At 42.8% G+C, this 23,575-nt stretch carries 18 protein-coding genes; 9 read left to right on the plus strand and 9 right to left on the minus strand.

What is annotated here, in order from left to right:
- The first annotated feature begins 2 nt into the window (after window positions 1–2).
- Complete coding sequence (locus AACS00_RS07610; RefSeq protein WP_110166999.1) at window positions 3–1,385, plus strand: efflux transporter outer membrane subunit; 1,383 nt, start codon at window positions 3–5, stop codon at window positions 1,383–1,385.
- 38 nt (window positions 1,386–1,423) lie between these two features.
- Here the strand turns inward: AACS00_RS07610 and queD are convergent, their stop codons facing one another.
- Window positions 1,424–1,783 carry a 6-carboxytetrahydropterin synthase QueD gene (gene queD, locus AACS00_RS07615; protein ID WP_110167051.1) on the minus strand — a complete coding sequence of 120 codons (360 nt, stop codon included), beginning with the start codon at window positions 1,781–1,783 and terminating at the stop codon, window positions 1,424–1,426.
- A 436-nt stretch (window positions 1,784–2,219) separates the two neighbouring features.
- On the opposite strand from queD, the gene asnS reads away from it, so the two are divergent.
- Together asnS and AACS00_RS07625 are read left to right on the plus strand one after the other, a co-directional pair.
- Entirely contained in the window at window positions 2,220–3,620 is a 1,401-nt protein-coding gene (gene asnS, locus AACS00_RS07620; protein WP_072670034.1) for an asparagine--tRNA ligase, read from the plus strand.
- A gap of 205 nt (window positions 3,621–3,825) precedes the next feature.
- Window positions 3,826–5,016, plus strand: a complete 1,191-nt coding sequence (locus AACS00_RS07625) for an amino acid aminotransferase (protein ID WP_110167000.1) — start codon at window positions 3,826–3,828, stop codon at window positions 5,014–5,016.
- A gap of 101 nt (window positions 5,017–5,117) precedes the next feature.
- Here AACS00_RS07625 and AACS00_RS07630 read toward each other — a convergent pair whose 3' ends face one another.
- Window positions 5,118–5,738: an Ail and OmpX gene (locus AACS00_RS07630; RefSeq protein WP_110167001.1), complete on the minus strand. Its 621-nt coding sequence runs from the start codon at window positions 5,736–5,738 to the stop codon at window positions 5,118–5,120.
- A gap of 234 nt (window positions 5,739–5,972) precedes the next feature.
- Between AACS00_RS07630 and AACS00_RS07635 the strand changes: the two genes are divergently transcribed.
- Both AACS00_RS07635 and AACS00_RS07640 read left to right on the plus strand, forming a co-directional pair.
- Window positions 5,973–7,862, plus strand: a complete 1,890-nt coding sequence (locus AACS00_RS07635; protein WP_072669425.1) for a DUF294 nucleotidyltransferase-like domain-containing protein — start codon at window positions 5,973–5,975, stop codon at window positions 7,860–7,862.
- Between the two features lie 7 nt (window positions 7,863–7,869).
- Window positions 7,870–8,586, plus strand: coding sequence for a 3'-5' exonuclease (locus tag AACS00_RS07640; protein WP_110167002.1), 717 nt, complete (start codon window positions 7,870–7,872; stop codon window positions 8,584–8,586).
- Between the two features lie 124 nt (window positions 8,587–8,710).
- Here the strand turns inward: AACS00_RS07640 and AACS00_RS07645 are convergent, their stop codons facing one another.
- Entirely contained in the window at window positions 8,711–10,594 is a 1,884-nt protein-coding gene (locus AACS00_RS07645; RefSeq protein WP_072669427.1) for a methyl-accepting chemotaxis protein, read from the minus strand.
- 305 nt (window positions 10,595–10,899) lie between these two features.
- Between AACS00_RS07645 and AACS00_RS07650 the strand changes: the two genes are divergently transcribed.
- The gene (locus AACS00_RS07650) at window positions 10,900–11,376 is read left to right on the plus strand and encodes a MarR family winged helix-turn-helix transcriptional regulator (protein ID WP_072669428.1); all 477 of its coding nucleotides are present in this window, start codon (window positions 10,900–10,902) and stop codon (window positions 11,374–11,376) included.
- Window positions 11,377–11,445: 69 nt separating this feature from the next.
- Here the strand turns inward: AACS00_RS07650 and AACS00_RS07655 are convergent, their stop codons facing one another.
- Complete coding sequence (locus AACS00_RS07655; protein ID WP_072669429.1) at window positions 11,446–11,832, minus strand: MarR family transcriptional regulator; 387 nt, start codon at window positions 11,830–11,832, stop codon at window positions 11,446–11,448.
- Window positions 11,833–12,079: 247 nt separating this feature from the next.
- Here AACS00_RS07655 and AACS00_RS07660 point away from each other — a divergent pair, with 247 nt between their 5' ends.
- Entirely contained in the window at window positions 12,080–12,745 is a 666-nt protein-coding gene (locus AACS00_RS07660) for a DUF2982 domain-containing protein (RefSeq protein WP_110167003.1), read from the plus strand.
- 75 nt (window positions 12,746–12,820) lie between these two features.
- Here the strand turns inward: AACS00_RS07660 and AACS00_RS07665 are convergent, their stop codons facing one another.
- The 5 genes from AACS00_RS07665 to gyrA all read right to left on the minus strand — a co-directional run bounded on the left by AACS00_RS07665 (window position 12,821) and on the right by gyrA (window position 19,767).
- Window positions 12,821–13,477, minus strand: coding sequence for an MBL fold metallo-hydrolase (locus tag AACS00_RS07665; RefSeq protein ID WP_110167004.1), 657 nt, complete (start codon window positions 13,475–13,477; stop codon window positions 12,821–12,823).
- A gap of 135 nt (window positions 13,478–13,612) precedes the next feature.
- Window positions 13,613–15,151, minus strand: a complete 1,539-nt coding sequence (locus tag AACS00_RS07670; RefSeq protein ID WP_110167005.1) for a L,D-transpeptidase family protein — start codon at window positions 15,149–15,151, stop codon at window positions 13,613–13,615.
- Window positions 15,152–15,537: 386 nt separating this feature from the next.
- Complete coding sequence (locus AACS00_RS07675) at window positions 15,538–16,185, minus strand: GTP cyclohydrolase II (protein ID WP_072669433.1); 648 nt, start codon at window positions 16,183–16,185, stop codon at window positions 15,538–15,540.
- 354 nt (window positions 16,186–16,539) lie between these two features.
- Complete coding sequence (locus AACS00_RS07680; RefSeq protein ID WP_375152947.1) at window positions 16,540–16,728, minus strand: hypothetical protein; 189 nt, start codon at window positions 16,726–16,728, stop codon at window positions 16,540–16,542.
- Between the two features lie 363 nt (window positions 16,729–17,091).
- Window positions 17,092–19,767, minus strand: a complete 2,676-nt coding sequence (gene gyrA, locus AACS00_RS07685; RefSeq protein ID WP_110167007.1) for a DNA topoisomerase (ATP-hydrolyzing) subunit A — start codon at window positions 19,765–19,767, stop codon at window positions 17,092–17,094.
- 350 nt (window positions 19,768–20,117) lie between these two features.
- Here gyrA and ubiG point away from each other — a divergent pair, with 350 nt between their 5' ends.
- Window positions 20,118–20,825 (plus strand): bifunctional 2-polyprenyl-6-hydroxyphenol methylase/3-demethylubiquinol 3-O-methyltransferase UbiG, encoded by a 708-nt coding sequence (ubiG, locus tag AACS00_RS07690; protein WP_110167008.1) that lies wholly within the window; start codon window positions 20,118–20,120, stop codon window positions 20,823–20,825.
- 446 nt (window positions 20,826–21,271) lie between these two features.
- A complete protein-coding gene (gene nrdA / locus AACS00_RS07695) occupies window positions 21,272–23,554 on the plus strand; it encodes a class 1a ribonucleoside-diphosphate reductase subunit alpha (protein WP_110167009.1) in 2,283 nt (760 codons plus the stop codon).
- Window positions 23,555–23,575 lie beyond the last annotated feature (21 nt).

Below are 23,575 nucleotides of genomic sequence, written 5' to 3' on the forward strand. Positions count from 1 at the left end.
ACATGTTACCTGCAACTCAATATTCCAGCTTAGCTTTATCCATGTTGCTACTGCTTGGTTGTTCCGCTCACTATGATCTTGTAGAGCCTTCTGTTTTTATTGCGAATGACTGGCATTCGCCTCAACAAGAAACCAATACGGTGTGGGAAAGCCAGTGGTGGAAAAACTTTCAAGATCCTAATCTTGATTTGTTAGTTGAGCGCGTCCTGTCCACCAACCACGACCTTGCATTAGCGACACTCACTTTAAAACAAGCTCGTTTGAATGCCAATCTAGACCGAGATCAACGAATTCCCGATCTCGCCGCTGGGATATCCGGCAGCCGTTCAAAAGATCTCAACCATGGCGACATGTCTAACAACTATCAGGCTAAAATTAGCGTCAGTTATGAAGTGGATTTATGGGGCAAGCTTTCAGCGACGATTGATGAAAGTCAATGGAAAGCCCTCGCGACGCAACAAGAGCGAGAAGCAACCGCACAAAGTTTAGTGGCAACCACCGCCCAACTCTATTGGCAAATCGGCTATTTAAAACAACGAATTCGTTTAAGTCAGCAAGATATTGATAACGCCATCCAAAACTTTAATCTTGCTCAAAGTCAATATACTCATGGCGCAACCTCACGCTTGACCGTATTAGAAACCAAACGGTCACTGGCTGGATTGGAAGCTGCACACCGCGATTACCAGCAACAATATCGACAAGCCAGTAATGCCTTAGCTATTTTATTTGAGCAAGATCCAGATCAAGCCGCTATTGAAATTGATCAACAACCCGCTCAAGCCTTGCCTGCTATATCTGCAGGCATACCCGCAGAAGTTTTGGCACGTAGACCCGATGTCAAACAAGCCTTGTATCAACTTCAAGCTTTTCTGGCTGCCAAGGAAAGCACTCGCCGCAGTTATTTTCCTGCGCTCACTCTGACTGGAGCATTAGGTGGATCATCGACGGAACTAAAAAAACTATTGAGCGATCCTATCGGCACTTTAGGCGCTGACTTAACTTTGCCATTTTTAAATTGGAATGAAATGCAGCTAAAGCGAGATATCGCACAAGTGCAGTATGAATCGGCCATCATCAACTACCGTAAAACCTTGTATGCCGCTTTTCAGGATGTCGATAATGCCTTATCCGCCCGAGAAAATTATCAGTACCAAGCTGAAAAATTAGTTCAGCAATGGCAAAGCGCCGCTGAAGCAATGCGTATCTATCAAAGCCAATATCAGCATGGGGCTATAGAAATTAAGACGCTACTAGATGCCCAAGAAAACGAGCGTAATGCACGGGCCGCTTTACTGGAAAACGACTATCATCAACGAGTAACCCTAAGCACCCTTTATCGAAGCCTAGGGGGACAGACGATCCTTACAGACGAAGAGAGTTAGACCCTTTAGCCAAGCTAACAGCATAGCTTGGCTAAAAATCACCCCGTATAGACACACCCGGCGGTGCAGGTCTCTTTAATTTCAACCTTGCTGAGTAACGGTAAGCTTGGTTTAAGTTGTTGCCAAATCCATTTTGCTAACACTTCGCTGGTTGGGTTTTCTAATCCTTCAATATCATTTAAATAATAATGATCCAAACGATCATAAATCGGTTGAAACGCCGCCTTGATCTCTGCAAAATCAATCAGCCAACCAGTATGAGCATCGACTTCTCCAGCGACATAAAGACGAACTAAAAAAGAGTGCCCATGTAAACGACCACATTTATGTCCTTCAGGCACATGAGGTAAATAGTGGGCAGCTTCAAACATGAACTCTTTATAAATTTCGGTTTTCATCGTAAAACTCAGGCTTAAAAAAAGAGCCGTCATACTACGGAATCTTGTCAACTGAAACAAGCCAAATCAAGTAACCTCGGCAACCGAAAACCCGCAACTCATCTTTCTAAACCACTTGCTCGTATGATGAATAAGCCTCGCTTTTACGATCAGAAGAGCGCATTTATTCCATCAATTTAGCCTTTCGAATAAGAAATCAACAATCAGAGCATATTAAAGGTTGATGCGGACAAATTGACAGGTAATATGTGCCATTGAATTTGTAGAATTTTAGCCAACCTAATGTTTCGCTTTTTTCCTTCAACTTGTTTGAATACGGTAACCGTATCTGTCTAAAAAACGCTAACGACTCACACGTTATCGTAACTTCAAGTCGTTCTAGGAAGCAGTCAGCACTTTGGGTTGAGTTTTTACCTCAATGGAGACGATATTAACCATGACTTACGCGCCTGTAAAAGACGTATTAAGCGGCAAGCTTGCAGTAAACAGTGAAGTTACTGTTCGTGGCTGGATCCGTACACGTCGCGATTCCAAAGCTGGAATCTCTTTCCTTGCCTTATATGACGGCTCTTGTTTCGACCCGATTCAGGCCGTGGTCCCGAATTCACTCAATAATTATCAAGATGAAGTTTTGAAACTCACCACCGGATGTTCTGTAGAAATTACAGGCACCGTTGTTGAATCCCCAGCCAGCGGTCAAGATTTCGAACTCGCTGCCACTGGCCTTAAAGTTGTCGGTTGGGTTGAAGATGCAGAAACCTATCCAATGGCCAAAACACGTCATTCTATTGAGTATTTACGTGAAGTCGCTCACCTTCGTCCACGTACTAACGTGATTGGTGCAGTCGCTCGTGTTCGTAACTGCTTGTCTCAAGCGATCCACCGTTTTTATCATGAACAAGGTTATTTCTGGGTTTCTGCCCCACTGATCACGGCATCCGATGCTGAAGGTGCTGGTGAAATGTTCCGTGTATCAACCTTAGATTTAACCAACCTACCGCATAAAGACAACGGCGATATTGACTTTAACGAAGACTTCTTCGGTAAAGAGACCTTTCTCACCGTTTCGGGTCAGTTAAACGCTGAAGCTTACGCTTGTGCACTGAGCAAGGTTTATACTTTTGGCCCAACCTTCCGTGCAGAAAACTCTAATACTAGTCGCCACTTAGCTGAGTTTTGGATGGTGGAACCTGAGGTTGCCTTTGCCGATTTAAACGATGTAGCTAAGTTAGCTGAAGACATGCTCAAGTACGTGTTTAATGCCGTACTGACTGAACGTCGTGACGACCTTGAATTCTTTGCTTCTCGCATCGATAAAGACGCGATTACTCGTTTAGAACAGTTCGTTCAATCAGATTTTGCACAAGTTGACTATACCGATGCGATTCAAATTCTACTGGATTCTGGTCGCAAGTTTGAATTTGATGTGGAATGGGGTATCGATCTATCTTCAGAGCATGAGCGTTATCTTGCTGAAGAGCACTTCAAAGCGCCAGTGATCGTTAAAAACTATCCAAAAGACATCAAAGCGTTTTATATGCGTCTTAACGAAGACGGTAAAACCGTTGCCGCTATGGACGTATTAGCACCAGGAATTGGTGAAATCATCGGCGGTTCACAGCGTGAAGAACGTTTAGATGTATTGGATGCGCGCATGATTGAAATGGGCATCGATCCGGAGCACATGAGCTGGTACCGTGATTTACGCCGCTATGGCACCGTTCCTCATGCAGGATTTGGTCTAGGCTTTGAGCGTTTGGTCTCTTATGTGACAGGCATGGGTAATGTCCGTGATGTGATCCCATTCCCACGTACCCCACGTAGCGCCAACTTCTAAATCTACTTTTCATGAAAAACCTTCGCTTCGCGGAGGTTTTTTTAATTTTCCGTTGCGTGATGGTTGTCACTTTTCAATCAGAAAGGTATAAATACTGACAATCAATCTTCTCTTTGCAAACGACTTGGCGTTATCGGTACGCGACTAGCATCACTGCAAGGCCAAGTACGAAGCGTATCACCTTAACTTTACATGGATGGACATTATGTTTGAAAAAGTTGTCGCAGCACCTGCTGACCCTATTCTTGGTTTAACTGAGGAGTTTAAAAATGATCCTCGTACAGACAAAATCAATTTAGGCGTAGGTATTTATAAAAACGAAGCCGGTGAAACGCCAGTCTTGGCGACCGTCAAAAAAGCCGAAGCTGCGCTGCTTGAATCGGAGAAAACCAAATCTTATTTAACGATTGAAGGCACTACTGAATATGGCCTAGCGGTACAGAAATTATTGTTTGGTGAGCAAGCCGACATCATTAATGCTCAACGTGCTAAAACCGCTCAAGCGCCTGGTGGTACAGGTGCGCTTCGCGTGGCGGGTGAGTTTATTAAACGTCAACTCGGTGATGTCAAAGTCTGGATCAGTAACCCAACATGGGCTAACCATCATGGTGTATTTGGTGCAGCGGGACTTGAAACAACAGAGTACACTTATTACAACGCCGAGAAAAAAGATAAAGATTTCCCAGCGATGCTCGCCGATCTTGAGCAAGCATCCACAGGTGATGTGGTTTTACTGCACGGCTGCTGCCATAATCCGACGGGAATTGATCCAACGTTAGAAGAGTGGGAAATCTTAGCTAAATTGGTAGCAGAAAAAGGCTTACTCCCACTGTTTGATTTTGCTTATCAAGGTTTTGCTAAAGGGGTCGAAGAAGATGCCGCTGGGCTACGAATTTTTGCTCAATACAATCCAGAAATTTTAGTCGCCTCTTCATTTTCAAAAAATTTCGGTCTGTATAACGAGCGCGTCGGTGCATTTACCTTAGTCGCCGCCTCAGCCGAGGTAGCCAATACGGCGTTCTCACAAGTCAAAGCGATTATTCGCTCTATTTATTCGAATCCACCCGCTCATGGTGCTGCTGTCGTCACATACATACTGCAAAACCCTGCCCTACGCGCAGAATGGGAAGCAGAAGTTGCCGAGATGCGTGAACGAATTCAAGAGATGCGCGAACTGTTCGTTACTCGTTTACAAGAAATTGGCGTTAATGCAGATTTTAGCTTTATCGAACGACAAAATGGCATGTTCTCTTTCTCCGGCTTAAATAAGCAGCAGGTGCAACGATTGAAAGAAGAGTTTGGTATTTATATTGTCGGTTCTGGCCGGATAAGCGTTGCAGGCATGACGAAAAACAACATGTCTCCTCTATGTGAAGGGATTAAAGTCGTTTTATAAATGGCTTATCTACCAACAGGTTGAGCAAACACAGCGATGAATACAAAGCCAAGCGGAAACAACCTCTGCTTGGCTTTTTTAATTGATATCGACATATAAAGTTAATAATGAATTCGCATCGTTATGCCAACTTCATTGATATTTTGCAATTCACCATCTCGATAAGTAACAAGCCCTCCTAACGACAAGCGCTTAGTCAACCGATAATCGGTTCTCAATGTAAACACGTATTCATCTTGCCAGTGGTTATAATTTGCTTCGGCAAATAAACTTGCCTCCCAGTTGGGGCGTATCAGATAACGTAGCCCAATATCCGCACCAAAAACAGAGCGAGTTTCATTATCGACGGTATAATCACTGCTGATCCTTAACATCCCCACTCGGGCATGACTAACCAGATCAAGCTTGTCGATTATTGGCCAATGATAGCCAACCCCAAATCGTAAACGGTACTGTTCGATCGTCTCGTCATTAGGATGATAAAAGCGAGCACTATAATCAGAGATCAACAATACGCGTCGCTCGGCCAGTTGATGGCTCACTCCTATCGATAGTGCTGTCGTATTATCACTTCTTCCAGCAGCGTATAAACCACTCATGGTCCCTGACGTCAGCTCTGCGCTAAAAAAATCATACTTCAACCGCTGATCTATGTGAGAATTTTCAGCGTGTGCTAGCGGAAAAACAGCCATCGCTATCATCAATATACTGGTTTTATTCATCGCTCTACCTATCTTCTTTATCTGCTCTTAGAATAACGGATAATCGCGAAGAAAAGAGTAGGCGCTACCTCAAATCTGCGCTGAACCACAAAATCGTGTAGACTAAGTGATTAATTAAATGAAATAGGTGCAGATATTGCCGACCTCAAGAGATGAGTATCTCACTCATTTCAAACATATTGTGATACCCAGAGAATCCCGATTAAGGATGATTTGGGCCAAAGGAGTCCCTTGATGGAAGCAGAATTAATCGATATTAAAAACTTTCTTGCTCAATACCCACCTTTTAATGAGCTTCCTGAGTCAGTGCTTGATGAAGCCGTTCACCAAATAGAAATTGCTTATTACCGCCAAAATACGCCGATCATTCATGCTGGCGATCATATTCAAGATTTATATATTGTTCGTAGTGGTGTAGTAGAAATTTATCGTCGCAAAGGGGAATTATATAATCGATTATCAGAAGGCGGCTTATTTGGGCAAATGGGGCTGTTGACTAATAATAAAGTGCTTTTTCCGGTTACCGCCATTGAAGACACGCTGATTTATTGTATGCCCGAAGCCATGTTTCAAAAGTTATACGATGAATACGATACTTTTGCTGATTATGTTGAAGTACAAGATAATGCGCGTCTACGACAGACGGTATCCAATACTCAAGATCAAAATGATTTAACCACCTCTAAAGTCAAACATTTACTCACTCGCGAAGCCCCTTTCGTCTACAACGATGCCAGTATCCAACAAGCCGCTATAAAAATGTCGGAAGAGAACGTCTCTTCACTGCTGATCATCGACCCTAACATCCTGCAAGATGATGAAAATGATAGCAGCCCTGTCGTCGGCATTCTGACAGATCGCGATCTTTGTCGAAGGGTGATTGCCACCGGATTGGATTACCAACATGCAGTGACTGAAATCATGACCAGCGAAGTGATTTCGTTGGATCATAACGCTTATGTCTATGAAGCGATGCTGTTTATGCTGCGTTACAACGTCCATCACCTACCCGTGCTAAAGGAAAACAATCCGATTGGTATTGTCGGCATGACCGATATTGTTCGTCATGAATCACATAACTCACTGTTATTAGTCAGTACAATTTTTCATCAAAATAGTATTGAAGATTTGGCGAATCTAGCCAAACAGGTTAAACCCGCTTTTGTCCGTCTCGTTAATGAAGACGCTAACTCGCATATGGTCGGTACCGCCATGTCAACGATTGGTCGTAGTTTCAAGCAACGATTATTAGAGCTGGCTGAAGAGAAGTTTGGTCCTCCTCCCGTCCCCTACTGCTTTTTAGCACTGGGTTCTATGGGACGAGATGAACAGCTGATTGTCACCGATCAAGATAACGCTCTACTGCTTGATGATAGTTATGATGAAGGATTGCACGGTCAATATTTTGCAGACTTAGCTCAGTTTGTTTGTGATGGGCTCGATCAGTGCGGTTACACCTATTGTACAGGCGAGATTATGGCAACCAACCCAATGTGGCGTATGACTCGTCAACAATGGGAAACCTGTTTTGCCGATTGGATTGATAATCCTAATCCGAAAGCTTTGCTGAATGCCTCTATCTTCTTTGACTTAGATGGAGTTTATGGCCGATTGAAATGGGCAGAGCAATTGAATGGATTTATTGTCCGCCGCGCTAGACGGAATAACCGATTTTTAGCTTGTTTGGCTCGTAATGCTTTAAACCGAACCCCACCACTTGGTTTTTTCAAAAACTTCGTCATGGAAAAAGATGGTCGCCACAATAATTCGATCAATCTAAAACGTCGTGGTACCGCACCACTGGCAGATTTAATTCGCGTTCATGCTCTGGCAGTCGGCTCTCGGGCAAAAAACTCGTTCGAACGACTCGATGATATTATCGATGCGGGCATCTTACCCAAAGGACGAGGGCAAGATCTACGCGATGCGTTAGAGTTTATTTCGATGGTACGCATTCGCCATCAAGCTCTGGATGTGGAAAATAATAATGAACCCGATAACAACATTGAACCAGAAAACCTCTCTGAATTTGAACGACGTAATTTAAAAGATGCCTTTCAAATTTTGAGTAACGGCCAAAATTTCCTTAAATATCGTTATCAAGCGAGCAGCAATTTTAAATAAGGTGAGCATGAAAGGACTATTTCAAGCGCCAAGTATCGATTGGCCTTATAAATATCGAGCGAAACAAAAGCTTGCCCAATCCCCTTTGCTGCAACGTTTTTATCAAGCTGAACTGGCTGATGGCAATTCGACTTTGGGTGAGATTGAGTTTGTCGCGATGGATTTTGAAACCACTGGGCTTGATGCAAATAAAGATGAAATTATTACCATCGGCTTAGTACCCTTCACTTTACAGCGAGTCTATCTTAAGCGAGCGCAGCACTGGATCGTTCGCCCTCGACAAAAACTGGACGAAGGTTCGGTGATCATTCATGGCATCACGCACAGTGATATTATACACGCCCCCGATTTAAGTGAGGTAATTGAAGCGTTATTAACCGCACTGGAAGGGAAAGTCATCGTCGCCCATTATCATAAGATCGAACGTGAATTTTTGGATCAAGCCTTTAAACGACGAATAAACGAAGGTATTGAATTTCCGATTATCGATACCATGCAACTTGAAGCGGAGATTCAAAAGCGCCTCACCGCAGGAATTTGGAATAAGCTACGTGGTAAAAAACCGCAATCACTGCGTTTAGGGCAAGCCCGACAACGCTATGGTTTACCGGCTTATAATCCTCATCACGCTCTGACAGATGCGATTGCCACAGCAGAACTGATGCAGGCGCAAATCGCACACCATTATTCACCAGATGATCGGCTTAAACGATTTTGGTTATAGCTTCTGACTGAAGTTGTCATCACTCGTATCAAGGATCAACATAGGGAGCTTTCGCTCCCTATGATTTATCACAAACTATCGCGAATAACTTAAGTTTATTAGCTCATCTTTTATCAATTAGAGCTTATAACTTAAAGCGACGGATCTCTTGGTCGAGCTGATAAGAGAGCTGTGATAGCTCCGCAGCTTGAGCGGCTGCATCATGAGCTTCTTGGGCAAGATCATTAGACACATCGCGAATACCGACCGTATTACGCGTGATCTCAGAGGTGACTGACGCCTGTTCCTCGGCAGCCGAAGCAATCTGGGTCGCCATATCACTGATCCGCTCAACTGCATGATGGATTTGCATCAAGCTCGCTGCCGCAGAGTGTGCATCATCAACACTCGTATCGGCTAGCATCCGACTATCATTCATGATTCCAACGGCTTTACCCGTCGTGCCTTGTAGCATTTCAATCATGGTTTGAATTTCTTTCGTTGACGCATGTGTACGTTGGCTCAGTACGCGCACTTCATCGGCAACCACCGCAAAGCCGCGACCTTGTTCACCTGCACGAGCCGCTTCAATCGCCGCATTCAATGCCAATAGATTGGTCTGCTCAGCAATGCCTTGAATGGTTGAAAGAATGGTACTGATCTGATTGCCATGCTCTTCCAGCTCTTGAATAACGCCAGTTGCCACCTGCACTTCTTTCGCTAAAGACAGAATAGAGTTCTGTGTTTGCGACACTTGCTTAGAGCCATCAACACAAGCGGTTACCGCCTCGGATGAGTTTTGCGCAGTATGTTCAGAGTTATTAGCAATCTCCTGAGTCGCCGCGGCCATTTCATTGATCGCTGTCGCAACCATATTAATTTCATCTTGCTGCATACGGATACGGGCACTGCGCTCTTCAGCATGAGCTGCCGTCATATGCGATTGTGATGACAGTGACGCTGAGACTTCGCTCAGTTTACTGACCATGGTATGCATATTACCGACGAAAATATTGAAATTTTTCGCCAGTTGTCCCACTTCATCGTCACTACGTGGTTCTAAGCGTTGCGTTAAATCACCGTCTCCGGTTGCGATTTCTTCTAATGCTTTAGAGACACGTAATAAATCTCTGAATAAAAAGCTGACTAACCAAGAGACAATCAACACCACGACCAAGGTGATAAAAATCGCGGTGATCAATAAGCCGGTGAGCAATTGAGTATGCGCTGCGAATTCGGTATTTTTATCCATCTGCACAGCAAATACCCATGGCGTATCGGCAACTCGATCGAAGTAAAACAAGCTCTCTTGGCCGTTATGGTTCAGTGTCATTAGCTGACGGCTATTAGCGGCTTGCTGAATAGCATTCATGGTAAGCGCGCTATCAAGCGAACTGACTGGCTTTAAAAGCAATCGTTTGTCTGGATGTGCCAGAAAATAACCGTCTTGGGTATCAATCAACATCGCGTAGGCATTATCACCCGCGTCGATACTCAACACATCACTGATTAATTGATCAATCAGTACATCTGCACCAACCACACCACGTAGCTGACCATTGTGACGAATAGGTTCAGCAATGGTCACTAATAAAGCATTAGTGATCGCATCTTGATAAGCCGTAGTGATAATTTGTTTACCCGCATTCGCGGCATCACGATACCAAAGACGAGTACGAGGGTCATAATCAGCTCGGTTACGCTCTGGATGGGAGCGATACATTTCACCGTTAACAGTACCAAAGAAAATATCGTCAAATCCGCCGGCTTTACGCGCCTGTTGTAAAAAAGGCACCACATCAGGTTGCACGGTATAGTCATTAAATGCCGTAGAGATATCTTTTCGGATCGAAATCCAATCAGAAATACCTTTCGATGCCGTTTCAGAAATAGCTTGTGCACGGGCAAGCACGCCACGGCTGGTTTGTTGTTTGAGTTGATCGGCAGACAACCAAGTTAATGCGGCCGCCATCACGACGACCGCTGACAGGCTGGTGCCAATAAGCTTTTGTTTTAGGGTTAATTTCATAGTGAATTATCGCTGATAAAAGGAACAGTTGGGCGGCAAATAATAGCGAGGTTTATAAGCGTTTGCACGCATTATGTAAAAATAAACACCGTTGCAATAACTGTTTGCTTTTAATCACATTACCGTCAAATTAGTGACAAATGTCATCATTCCAACCATTTTATTCTCTGTCAGAAATGGATGAGCAAAAATGGCTAACGCCACCACGACTTTCAATAGCAAGGATATAACTCTACTTTTCAATTATCCTCAACTAAGGTATGGTCCGACCTAATTGGTCCATTGTTTGTTGTAGGTAAAAGATTGTGGAAAAACACGAAGAAGTGTTGGTTGCGATTCGTCAAATTATCCGAGCCATAGATTTGCATTCAAAAAAATTAAGCAAGTATGCTGGGCTGACGGGTCCGCAATTAATTTTGATGCGTTCAATTGAAGAATTAGGTGAAGTCACGATTCGTCAATTGTCCAAGCACACCAACATGAGTCAAGCTACCGCAACGACTATTCTAGACCGTCTAGAACGAAATCAATATGTACAACGCGTCAGAAGTAGTACTGATAAACGTAAAGTTCACGCTCATTTAACAGACACTGGACGAGAACTATTAGCTCGCGCGCCCCAACCACTACAAGACAGTTTTGTGCAACAGTTTCAGCATTTAGCCGATTGGGAGCAAAGTTTATTACTCTCATCAGTTCAGCGTTTATCTGCCATGATGAATGCAGAAAAAATGGATGTTGCACCGATGTTGGAAATCGGCAGCATCACTAAGATCGAGTAAATTTGATAAGCCATATCACTCTACAACTGCCACCTGAATAACAAGAGCAGTTGTAGAGTCATTGGTCATTTACAACGCTTTATAAATAACCTTATTACCCGCTTGGGACTCTCTGGCAACTAATTCAACTTCAAGTAGTTTCTTTAATGCCCCCGTCGCCCAAGACGCGGCTTTACTCTCTTCTTGTCCAGCCGCTAAACCAATCGCCTTAGGATTAATGCCCTCAGCATTCGCCACAACAATATCAAATACTTGTTGCTGTTTAGGGGTTAACACGATATCTGCACGTATCGTTGATGAAACGGGTTCACTTGATGGTTGTGCCGTTTGCTTGGCAACGACAGAATTAACGGCTACAGGCTTGGCTGTTTTTGGTGCTGAGGTAATATTTGCTACCATCGCTATGATGCGCTTTTGCAGTTTTGCCTGCACTTTACGCTTATGAGCAAGTCTCATCGAGTATCTCTCCATTTCACTGCACAGGATGCAGTGGTGAAAATTTGAAGCGCGTTTTATAGCAAAATTCATCGACCTTTTGTAGGGTATCGCTCAAGTTCACCTAACAAAAGCAAGATTTACCCGATAAGCGGCTAGAATTTAAACAGTCCATCATTATTTGCTGTTTACGGTTTCAGTGATGCGCAGTGATCACCATCGATGAATATTGAGTATTAATCATAGAGCCTTTGCATGCGAGGTCGGTATGCCAACAATCCACTTATCTAATTATCAATTCGATCGACATTCACTCTACGCCAAAATCGGTTTGTTGTTCGTGTTATTGATGATTATTGCTTTGATTCGCTTATCGAACAGTTGGCAACAGGCATTAGTGGCGATAATGTGTGTATTGATTTTATGTGCAGCGGGCTATTGGTTAGCACGTAAAAGTTGGGTAGGTTTTACTCTCACCGCCAGTCACTTACAACAACATTTTTACTATGGTGGGTGGGTAGTGAAATGGCAAAATATCAATCAAATTGGAATATGTACCTATCAACAAGAGGGATGGCATCAACCGCTGCCATGGATAGGTATTCGTTTAAAAAATTACGGACCTTTTTTAGACGGTATCTGCCCAAGAATTGCTCGAGAAATGTTATTTAACCAACGAGCCTTACTGTATTTAGGCATGAAGCAGCATGATAAAAGCCTACTTTTTGAAGACATCGTATTAGATTCAACACCCTATACCGATCCACAAGGTAAAATATACACAGGCTTAATGGCAATGCTCGCTAACCGAATGCACCATCAACGTAATTTTTATGGTTTTGATGTTTTTATCTCGGAGAATGATCTTGACCGTTCGGCTGATGAATTTGTTGGTCTGGCTCGACGCTATCTCGCCGCAGCCAAACCCGAATAAGATAAGATTGTCTTAGGAGCCAAAGTACAATAGGCTCCTTGTTATCACAAAAATACACCCTAACATCGATGACAACTAGTAAAGTGGCATTTCATCAGCCACAAAAGGATTACTCGCTCGTTCACGACCAAACGTTGAGGTCGGTCCATGACCGGGAATAAACGTTACTTGATTACCCAAGGGCCAAAGTTTGTTTTTAATAGAATCAATCAACGTATTGAAATCACCCTGTGGAAAATCAGTTCGTCCAATACTGCCATTGAAAAGCACATCACCAACAAATGCTAAACTGGCTTCTTCGCTGAATAAAACCACATGACCAGGAGTGTGGCCGGGGGTATGCAAGACGGCAAGCGTCTGGTTACCAAACGTGACGGTATCACCTTCATCGAGCCATTGATGGGGTTCAAAGGCTTCGGTCAGCGGAAAACCAAACATTTGACTCTGCCCTTCTAAGCCTTGTAACCAAAAATTATCGGCTTTATGAGGACCAATAATTTCTACCCCGCCCAACAGAGCAGCAAGAGGCTCGGTACCCCCAACATGATCCAAATGACCATGAGTCAAAACCAGTTTAACCACTTGGACGCCTAGTTGATCAATCAATATTTTTAATTGTTTTACATCTCCACCGGGATCAATAACGATGCCTTGCATGGTGTCATCACACCATACAATTGAACAGTTTTGCGCAAACGGAGTAACGGGGACAATTTGATACTTCAAAGACATGAGAGAACCTGAACAAACAGCAAAAAATTATCATCAACTATGACATTCTCATTCGGCTTTGACAAGTCGTGCTCAAGACTCAAACAACTGGATACGGCGTACAAGTAAGTATCGCAGCGTTCATAAAAATCCTCATTATTGAGTAACCCGTTTATCAAGACGATAAATATCGTCTCTGAAATGCAATTGTCCTGCGTCATACCACGCCGTTTGATAAATAATTTGTACTGGTATGCGCTGTCTTAATGGAATGGCTTGATTCACAGGGCTACTTTGCGGAGCAAATTGTTGAGAGTCTAACCCCTGTTTGGTTAACAATACATTGGCAAATTGATCGGCATGTTCAACCCGAATACAACCCGAGCTAAATGCTCTCGAGTCACGCTCAAATAAATATTTACTTGGGGTATCATGCAAAAAGATCGCTCGTCGATTTGGGGTATTGAATTTATATAATCCCAGCGCATTGTGATAGCCCGCTCTTTGACGCATCCGATAAGGAAATGCCTCTAATGAAGTATTCTCCCAATCTATCGATGTCGGTTCTAGAGTCTGTGTCGCTCCCCAACGCGGTAGAATCTCTAGGTTTTGACGATCTAAATAACGCAGATCTCGCTTCGCCATAGGTAGAATGTCTTCGACCATGATTTTATAAGGAACATTCCAAGTGGGATTAACAATTAAAGAATCTAAACGTGTCGTCATGACTGGCGTTGGCCGAGAAATGCGTCCCACCACCACTTTTGATTGAAAAACGTTTTCTCCCGCATGCCAATACTTCAATTCAAAGCTTGGTACATTAACCACTATCGATGTATTACTGGCTGGCCACAGACGCATTCGCTCAGCATTCAAAGCAATTAAGCCTAAACGCTCTTCAACGGAGACATTTAGCCATTTTAAGGTCTGCGGACCAATCACACCGTCAGCGGTTAGTCCATGTAACTGCTGAAAATGCTTTATGGGTTCGATTAATGAATTATCGTACCAAGAAACATCGTCACGAATCACGGTAACATCAATATTGACCAGAGCTAAACGTTGGATCAAGCTAGAACGATCTTCCAATCTATCGCCTGGGCGTTTCAAACCGACTTGTCGATAAATCGGTAATGGTGCCGTTTTAAGTGCCGACAAAAAACTATAAGCATAAACCAATTGATGATAAGCAGGATCTTGTGGGGCATGTTGCAAAACTAAATCAGCCATCGCAGGCGTACCCGCAGCGACCGACAGTGCTAATAATGAAGAGCTGCTCGGCAAAGGTAATACATGATTTAATTTACCGTTAAAAAACCAATCCATCCCTTGTTGAGCGGCTAATTGAGCGTAGCTAAGATAGCCGATGACTGTGTCTGTCGCTAACACATCATATTGAACCCATGCCTGTTGTTCACTCAAGGCTCGTAATTGCTTATAGCGTTTTGAAAATAATGGGCTAATGTTCGCTTGATGAATCAGTGCAAGTTGCTGCTCAAAATAGACTCGACTCAACTCATCTCGCCAAATTAATTGATGCTGATTACGCTGGTAGAGTTTCTCGACTTGCTGAGGATAATATAGTGCATACTCACTTTGTCCCTTGAGATCAGAAGGTTGAACCACTGACGCATGAGCAAAAAGTGGCAAACTAATCCAAAGCAAAACAATGGCCATCAATGAGTAACGCTTCATATTTTCGATGTCCCCTTGGCTAACCAATAACGTAGGTTAATTTAGAATTGGTGAGCGTAGACGATACCTAGCACTAAACCGTCCAGCCGATGTTTGATTAAGTATGGCAAATATTCTCCGCTTTACCCACTCTTTATCGACATTGAGCTCAACTTCCTAAACCAATCGTGATCGGCTGTTCTTGGCTAAGATTGGCGTTATCTTGTAGTGCCAACGCAAGAAAAGTCCACCATCTATAAACAACAAAACTCATCACTTCAAATGAAGAAATGATGAGTTATGGACAAAAACTTTAGTGATCTGGGCTAAAGGTGTTTACACAGATTCATCAGATGAAAGAGAATACGCTGAAAGTTCAATCGCTTATATAGAAAAAGCATCACGATTTATAACTTTAAATGATGTTTGCCGCGTGAGACTTTCGCTTTTAAATAATCTTCATTACCATGTTTAATATGTGCAGCCGTATTAACCACACTGACAATCTCAATCCCGTGCTCTTGTAACTCTCTTATTTTTTTCGGGTTATTCGTTACTAAACGAATTTTAGTCACTCCGAGTGCTTTTAGCATTTGCGCTGCTTCAGTAAAATCGCGCAAATCATCACCAAAACCAAGATGATTATTGGCTTGATACGTATCCATACCTTGGCTTTGTAAGCGATAGGCATCAATCTTGTTATATAAGCCAATACCTCGGCCTTCCTGGCGTAAATAGAGAATAATACCGCCATGCTCGCCCATCTTAGTGATGGTCTCTTCGAGCTGCTCCCCGCAATCACACCGTGATGAATGAAAAACATCTCCGGTTAAACACTCAGAGTGCATTCTGACTAATGGAATAGATTGTGTTTTATCTGCCGCTTGAAAGATAACGGCTACGTGTTCTTTATCCGACTGTAAACCTCGGAATGAAAGAATCTCAGCATCAATATTACTTTTCAAGCCAACTTTGAAGTCGACTCTGGCTCTCACTTCCGCCATATCTTTACTCACTTGAATTCGTTCTGGCTGCACGCTAGTTATGGTATGCATAAGGTTACTCTTATCTGGTGATTTTTACTATGGAGACTAATACCCCATTTTTCAACGAAAAGATCACAATAAATCCAAATTGTTATATTATAACAATTTGTTGAGATCGCAACAAAAGAGTGAAGTGCTTACATGGCGAGGCTTATGGTCAACATAGCAGCATACAGAGTCAGCGAGCTTATCCAGACTCTACTACGTCAATCAAGCGGAAAAAGCATCAGCAATTAAGTAGTAAGAAAAAATGAGCAGAGAAAGAATAGCTAAATGATAAAACAGGTAAATGATGCTCTGTTCAATCAAAAAATAATTGATAGCATCAGGCGCAATGAATTCGTCAGTGTCACCGTTTCTGAATTAATGGCTTTGCGAGCGTTTCCAAACGGCTAATTCAACCCAAATTTGCTCTAGCTGTTTTAATTCTTCTTCGGTTAACAATGATAATGTTGTGGTTTGCTGAGGTAATGCATAAGACTGAAACGCGCTAATTTGCGCATAAAAATCTTTTTTTAATTGCGAGATTATGGCGTAGTCCACTGCGAATATCCTATGGTGATTTGATTATAATTTACTCTAAAAATAATATCACTTCCTGTTAATATCTAGCAAGGATATTTTAAAATTGCAATAATAATCACACTATTTATTTTATATAAGCTAATAGCAGTTCTTAATCTTCAGGAGATCAAGATACTCTTTATATAATAAAAATGATCAACAGGTTTCAAAGTAGAACAAAATCATGATACTCAATGATCCATGAATTATATCCAATCGTTTTAATGATCGTATTTTGATCTTAATATTTTTTACTTGTTTAAGCATAAAAAAGACCGAGCATTGTGTCTCGGTCTTTTATTCGTTGCATTCACCACTTCTTATTATTAGTAGCGGTGTCGGTATAACAACTTATTCTGTAGGATCCGTATTACTGTCCGTTGAATCAGTCTCGATCGTCGTTGAGGTTGACTCCACCGATGGCTGAGCTTCAGAAGAAACCTCATCATCTTGTGGCAAATCCGCCTCATCAAGCTCTTCAATACGCTGCAGGCCAACCACTTTCTCACCTTCTGAAGTGCGGATCAGCGTAACACCTTGGGTATTACGGCCAACTTGACTCACTTCAGCAACGCGAGTACGAACCAAGGTAGCCGCATTGGTGATCATCATGAATTCATCGCCTTCATCGGCTTGCACGGCTCCGACAACTTTACCATTGCGTTCTGAAACTTTGATCGAAACAACACCTTGTGTTGCACGGCTCTTCGCTGGATATTCAGAAAGCTGAGTTCGTTTACCGTAACCATTTTCAGTCACGGTTAAGATGTCACCATCGGTTTTTGGCACAATTAAAGACACGACTTGATCGCCTTCAACCAGCTTCATACCACGAACACCAGATGCAGTACGTCCCATAGGACGAACACCACCTTTAACGTTACCTTCATCATCAATGATCGGTTTCTCGTTAAAACGAACCACCTTACCTGATTTTGAGAACAACATGATATCGCTTTCACCGTCGGTAATTTCAACACCAATCAATGAGTCGTCATCACGCAGGTTAACAGCGATCAAACCATTAGCGCGAACATTAGAGAATTGATCTAATGACGTCTTCTTAACCGTACCATCACCGGTCGCCATAAAGATAAATTTATCTTCACTGAATTCCGTTACTGGTAGGATAGCAGTAATACGCTCGTTTTCTTCAAGTGGTAGCAAGTTAACAATCGGTTTACCACGTGCGGTACGGCTAGCCAATGGTAATTGATAGACTTTCAAACGGTAGGTCTTACCACGAGTTGAGAAACATAAGATATTATCGTGCGTATTGGCTACCAATAAACGCTCAATATAATCTTCATCTTTCATTCGAGTCGCGCTCTTACCTTTACCACCACGGCGCTGTGCTTCGTAATCCGTTAATAACTGATACTTCACATAGCCTTCATGTGACAAAGTAACAACAACATCTTCACGAGCAATCAGCTCTTCCATATCGATGTCATGGCTAGCTGCTGTAATTTCGGTACGGCGTGCATCACCAAAGTTATCGCGAGCCATTTCTAACTCTTCACGGATCACTTCCATCAAGCGTTCTGTATTCGATAAAATATGGATTAGCTCAGCAATTTCATCCAATAATGCTTTGTATTCATCGAGGATTTTGCCGTGCTCTAAACCAGTTAATCGGTGTAGACGCAAGTCAAGAATCGCCTGAGCTTGCTGCTCAGTTAAGAAATACTGACCATCACGAATACCGTATTGTGGCTCTAACCACTCCGGACGCGCGGCATCAGTACCAGCGCGTTCAAGCATAGCCGCAACATGGCCTAAATCCCAACCACGAGAAATTAAGCCAATTTTAGCTTCTGCTGGTGTTGGAGCTTTACGAATAAGATCAATAATCTCATCGATATTGGCCAACGCGAGTGATAAACCTTCAAGAATATGGGCTCTTTCACGCGCTTTACGTAATTCAAAAATGGTCCGGCGAGTGACAACTTCACGGCGGTGGTTAACAAAACATTTCAACATCTCTTTTAAGTTGAATAGTTTTGGTTGACCGTTATCAAGCGCCACCATGTTAATACCGAATGTCGTTTGCAATTGAGTATTGGCATAAAGATTATTTAATACCACTTCTGCCACAGCATCACGACGGCACTCAATCACAATACGCATACCGTCTTTATCAGACTCATCACGTAATGCGCTAATGCCTTCGACTTTTTTCTCTTTTACTAAATCGGCAATTTTCTCAATCAAACGCGCTTTATTCACTTGATAAGGAATTTCACTGACGATGATTGTCTCTTTACCGTTTTTCTCAGTTTCAATTTCCGCTTTTGAACGCATGTAGACTTTGCCGCGCCCTGTTTTGTAGGCGTCAATAATGCCTTTGCGACCGCTGATCAAAGCAGCAGTTGGGAAATCGGGACCAGGGATGTGCTCCATCAGCTCATCGATAGTAATATCTTCATTACTAATGTAAGCCAAACAGCCATTGATGACTTCAGTCAAGTTATGCGGCGGGATATTGGTTGCCATACCAACCGCAATACCAGACGAACCATTGACTAATAAGTTAGGAATTTTAGTCGGCATTACTGCCGGAATTTGCTCTGTACCATCATAGTTAGGTACAAAATCAACCGTTTCTTTATCTAAATCAGCCAAAAGCTCGTGAGCAATTTTCGACATCCGAACTTCGGTATATCGCATTGCTGCCGCTGAGTCACCGTCAATCGAACCAAAGTTACCTTGGCCATCGACCAACATATAACGCAGAGAAAAAGGCTGCGCCATACGTACAATCGTATCGTAAACCGCACTATCACCATGAGGGTGATATTTACCGATAACGTCCCCTACCACACGAGCCGATTTTTTGTAGGGTTTATTCCAATCGTTACCCAAAACACTCATCGCGAACAACACGCGACGATGCACTGGTTTTAGACCATCACGCACATCTGGAAGAGCACGACCAACGATGACCGACATCGCATAGTCTAAGTATGAACTTCGTAGCTCATCTTCAATGTTTACGGGTGTGATCTCTTTAGCTAGATCGCTCATAGAGCCATTATCCCTCTATAGTTTGATCGGATTATTCAAACCACACTCAGTTTTGCTCGGCAACGAGCCTTGGTTTAACTGTTTTGTTGGTCGAATAATATTGATACTTATAAGGTTGAAAAATATAACACAAGTTGGCCCACTTCGGCATCACTTTCCCTGCCCTTTTATCAGGTTGTGACCGTGGTTAAGTATCAACTGCCGAGAAATCACACATTCCTCTCATATCCGACTGATAAGTGATTACTTTTCCATCAAGTATATCTGAATCCGAGATAACGGCTGGTGTGGATGATTCATAGGGTTATAATGGTCACTTATTGGTGTGGGAAACATAGGCAATCAGAAGTATGACCAAAGCACAAAATGTCGATCCAAATGAAATCCAAAAATTTGCCGATATGGCATCACGTTGGTGGGATTTAAACGGCGAATTTAAGCCATTACATCAAATTAATCCGCTGCGTCTTAACTACGTGTTGGATAACGCTAATGGTTTATTTGGAAAGACGGTATTAGATGTCGGCTGTGGTGGGGGGATCTTAGCTGAGAGTATGGCTCGAGAAGGAGCGCATGTAACTGGCCTTGATATGGGCAAAGAACCATTGGAAGTTGCTCGTTTACACGCACTTGAAACTGGGACAACGTTGACTTATCTACAAAGTACCGTCGAAGATCACGCCCAACAATATCCTCACCATTATGATGTGGTGACCTGTATGGAAATGCTCGAACACGTACCCGATCCTCTCTCAGTAGTCAAAGCTTGTGCTCGTTTGGTGAAACCCGGCGGCCATGTGTTTTTCTCTACCTTAAACCGCAATATAAAATCTTACCTATTTGCGATTGTTGGTGCGGAACAACTGCTTAAGATTGTACCGAAAGGAACTCACGACCACAGCAAATTTATTCGTCCTTCCGAGCTGTTACGTATGATCGATCAAACCGCGTTACAAGAACAAGGCATAACCGGTTTGCATTATAACCCACTCAATGACAGTTATCGTTTAGGGAAGAATGTGGATGTGAATTACATCATTCATACCAAACTACTCTAAAATAACCGCTCTATCTTTGACACCATGACCAGTACATTTATCGTGTCAATCGGTGCTTGACGAGACCTTAGTAAACCTTTGACTCGGGTCTCAATCTTTACTGAAAAAATTACTGAAAGATCAAGTCATTTTTTTTTAAGCTTGGTTAGTAAAAAAGCAATCTGCAAAGGCAGATTTTTTACCATTAAATCTACCCTTTGATTGTCGGTAAGTAGCTACTAACTGAATTTTTTTATTTCTCAGGTTATCCACAATATGTGCAAGTTCTGTAACTTGCATTAATGATTAGATAGCACTATCTTGTAACCCGAACACTGATACACCCCTATATATAGTGTTTCTCACCACTGGCTGTAGGGCGATTTTTATCACAAAGCCAACGTTTGATTTACAATAATTACACCAAAACACGGCTTTTATCAGTTTTGTTAGGGAAATAAAGCAGAATGAACCAACAACTTACTGTCACCAAGCGTGATGGACGCAAAGAAAATATCGATTTAGATAAAATTCATCGCGTAATCGAATGGGCCGCCGAAGGTCTGGATAATGTCTCCGTTTCACAAGTAGAACTGCGCGCTCACATCCAGTTTTATGATGGGATCACCACCTCTGATATCCATGAAACAATCATCAAATCTTCCGCTGATTTGATTTCTGAAGAGACGCCAGATTACCAGTATCTTGCCGCTAGGCTCGCGGTATTCCATCTACGTAAAAAAGCCTATGGTCAATATGAACCACCTGCGCTCTATGATCACGTCTCTGCAATGGTCGCAAAAGGTAAGTATGATAGCCACTTACTTGAAGATTATAGCGCCGAAGAATTTGCACAAATGGATACGTTTATCGACCATCGACGTGATTTAGATTTTTCTTACGCTGCCGTCAAACAGTTGGAAGGCAAATACTTCGTACAAAACCGAGTCACTGGACAAATTTACGAAAGTGCACAGTTTTTGTACCTTCTCGTTGCCGCTTGTTTATTCGCCAAATATCCCAAAGCCACACGTCTTGATTTTGTGAAACGTTTTTACGATGCGACGTCGACCTTTAAAATTTCACTCCCAACACCGATCATGTCCGGTGTGCGTACTCCAACTCGCCAATTCAGCTCATGTGTATTGATTGAATGTGGTGATAGCCTCGACTCGATAAATGCGACGGCAAGTTCGATTGTCCGTTACGTATCACAACGCGCGGGGATCGGCATTAATGCTGGACGCATTCGCGCATTAGGTTCTGAAATTCGTGGTGGTGAAGCCTTCCATACGGGTTGTATTCCATTTTATAAATACTTCCAAACGGCAGTGAAGTGCTGTTCACAAGGTGGCGTTCGTGGTGGTGCAGCAACGGTATTTTATCCTTTGTGGCATGGTGAAGCCGAATCCTTATTGGTTCTGAAAAATAACCGTGGGGTCGAGGAAAACCGTGTTCGTCATATGGACTATGGCGTTCAGCTTAATAAACTGATGTACAAACGTTTAGTGGAAGGTGGCAATATTACGCTCTTCTCACCGTCTGATGTACCTGGGTTATACGATGCTTTCTTCCAAGATCAAGAGGAATTTGAGCGTCTGTACGTTAGCTATGAAAATGATCCTAGTATCAAAAAACGTACCGTGAAAGCATTAGAAATCTTCTCACTACTCATGCAAGAACGAGCATCAACTGGTCGTATCTACATACAAAACGTTGACCACTGCAATACTCACAGTCCATTTGATGCCAGCGTTGCCCCTGTGCGTCAATCGAATCTCTGTTTAGAAATTGCACTACCGACCAAACCTCTGACGAATGTAGAAGACGATAGCGGTGAGATCGCGCTCTGTACGTTGTCAGCTTTTAACCTCGGCGCAATAGAAAAACTGGATGATTTCGAAGAGCTAGCTGAATTAGTGGTACGTGCATTGGATGCCCTGTTGGATTATCAAGATTATCCACTGCCGGCAGCTCGCAAGTCGACCATGAACCGTCGTACATTAGGGGTGGGCGTGATTAACTACGCTTACTACTTGGCAAAACATGGCGTGAAATATTCAGATGGCAGTGCGAATGGTTTAACGCATCGTACCTTTGAAGCAATGCAATATTATTTGCTCAAGGCTTCAGTATTGTTAGCGAAAGAGCAAGGCCGCTGCCCTGCCTTCAACGAGACCAACTACGCTAAAGGTCTGCTACCAATTGATACGTACAAAAAAGATCTTGATACGTTATGTGATGAACCATTGCATTACGATTGGGATGGTTTGCGCAATGAGATCATGGAGTTTGGCTTACGTAACTCAACCCTGACTGCTTTAATGCCATCTGAAACATCATCGCAAATCTCCAACGCGACCAATGGTATTGAGCCACCACGCGGCTATGTCTCGGTTAAAGCATCTAAAGATGGCATTCTTAAACAAGTCGTTCCTGAGTTTACCAAGCTTAAAGAAAATTATGAGTTGTTATGGAATATTGGCTCTAATGATGGCTACCTACATTTAGTCGGTATTATGCAGAAGTTCGTTGATCAGGCGATTTCAGCAAACACCAATTACGATCCAAGCCAGTACGATTCTGGTAAAGTGCCGATGAAAAAATTGCTCCAAGATCTGCTCACTGCGTATAAGTATGGCGTGAAAACTCTTTACTACCATAACACGCGTGATGGCGCTAAAGATGATCAAAAAGATGCCGTACAATCACAAGACGATGATTGCGCTGGCGGCGGATGCAAAATCTAAACAACTTTTTGGCATGTTATT

This window comes from Vibrio sp. 11986-1-5 (assembly GCF_963878025.1).
Taxonomy (GTDB): domain Bacteria; phylum Pseudomonadota; class Gammaproteobacteria; order Enterobacterales; family Vibrionaceae; genus Vibrio; species Vibrio injensis.

What these genes read in the sequence shown, in the direction of transcription:
- queD (WP_110167051.1), bottom strand. Translation starts at nt 1,783, where the DNA reads ATGAAAACCGAAATTTATAAAGAGTTCATGTTTGAAGCTGCCCACTAT.
- gyrA (WP_110167007.1), bottom strand. Translation starts at nt 19,767, where the DNA reads ATGAGCGATCTAGCTAAAGAGATCACACCCGTAAACATTGAAGATGAG.
- AACS00_RS07670 (WP_110167005.1), bottom strand. Translation starts at nt 15,151, where the DNA reads ATGAAGCGTTACTCATTGATGGCCATTGTTTTGCTTTGGATTAGTTTG.
- AACS00_RS07665 (WP_110167004.1), bottom strand. Translation starts at nt 13,477, where the DNA reads ATGTCTTTGAAGTATCAAATTGTCCCCGTTACTCCGTTTGCGCAAAAC.
- ubiG (WP_110167008.1), top strand. Translation starts at nt 20,118, where the DNA reads ATGACCAAAGCACAAAATGTCGATCCAAATGAAATCCAAAAATTTGCC.
- AACS00_RS07645 (WP_072669427.1), bottom strand. Translation starts at nt 10,594, where the DNA reads ATGAAATTAACCCTAAAACAAAAGCTTATTGGCACCAGCCTGTCAGCG.
- asnS (WP_072670034.1), top strand. Translation starts at nt 2,220, where the DNA reads ATGACTTACGCGCCTGTAAAAGACGTATTAAGCGGCAAGCTTGCAGTA.
- AACS00_RS07630 (WP_110167001.1), bottom strand. Translation starts at nt 5,738, where the DNA reads ATGAATAAAACCAGTATATTGATGATAGCGATGGCTGTTTTTCCGCTA.
- AACS00_RS07675 (WP_072669433.1), bottom strand. Translation starts at nt 16,185, where the DNA reads ATGCATACCATAACTAGCGTGCAGCCAGAACGAATTCAAGTGAGTAAA.
- AACS00_RS07660 (WP_110167003.1), top strand. Translation starts at nt 12,080, where the DNA reads ATGCCAACAATCCACTTATCTAATTATCAATTCGATCGACATTCACTC.
- AACS00_RS07610 (WP_110166999.1), top strand. Translation starts at nt 3, where the DNA reads ATGTTACCTGCAACTCAATATTCCAGCTTAGCTTTATCCATGTTGCTA.
- nrdA (WP_110167009.1), top strand. Translation starts at nt 21,272, where the DNA reads ATGAACCAACAACTTACTGTCACCAAGCGTGATGGACGCAAAGAAAAT.
- AACS00_RS07635 (WP_072669425.1), top strand. Translation starts at nt 5,973, where the DNA reads ATGGAAGCAGAATTAATCGATATTAAAAACTTTCTTGCTCAATACCCA.
- AACS00_RS07655 (WP_072669429.1), bottom strand. Translation starts at nt 11,832, where the DNA reads ATGAGACTTGCTCATAAGCGTAAAGTGCAGGCAAAACTGCAAAAGCGC.
- AACS00_RS07625 (WP_110167000.1), top strand. Translation starts at nt 3,826, where the DNA reads ATGTTTGAAAAAGTTGTCGCAGCACCTGCTGACCCTATTCTTGGTTTA.
- AACS00_RS07640 (WP_110167002.1), top strand. Translation starts at nt 7,870, where the DNA reads ATGAAAGGACTATTTCAAGCGCCAAGTATCGATTGGCCTTATAAATAT.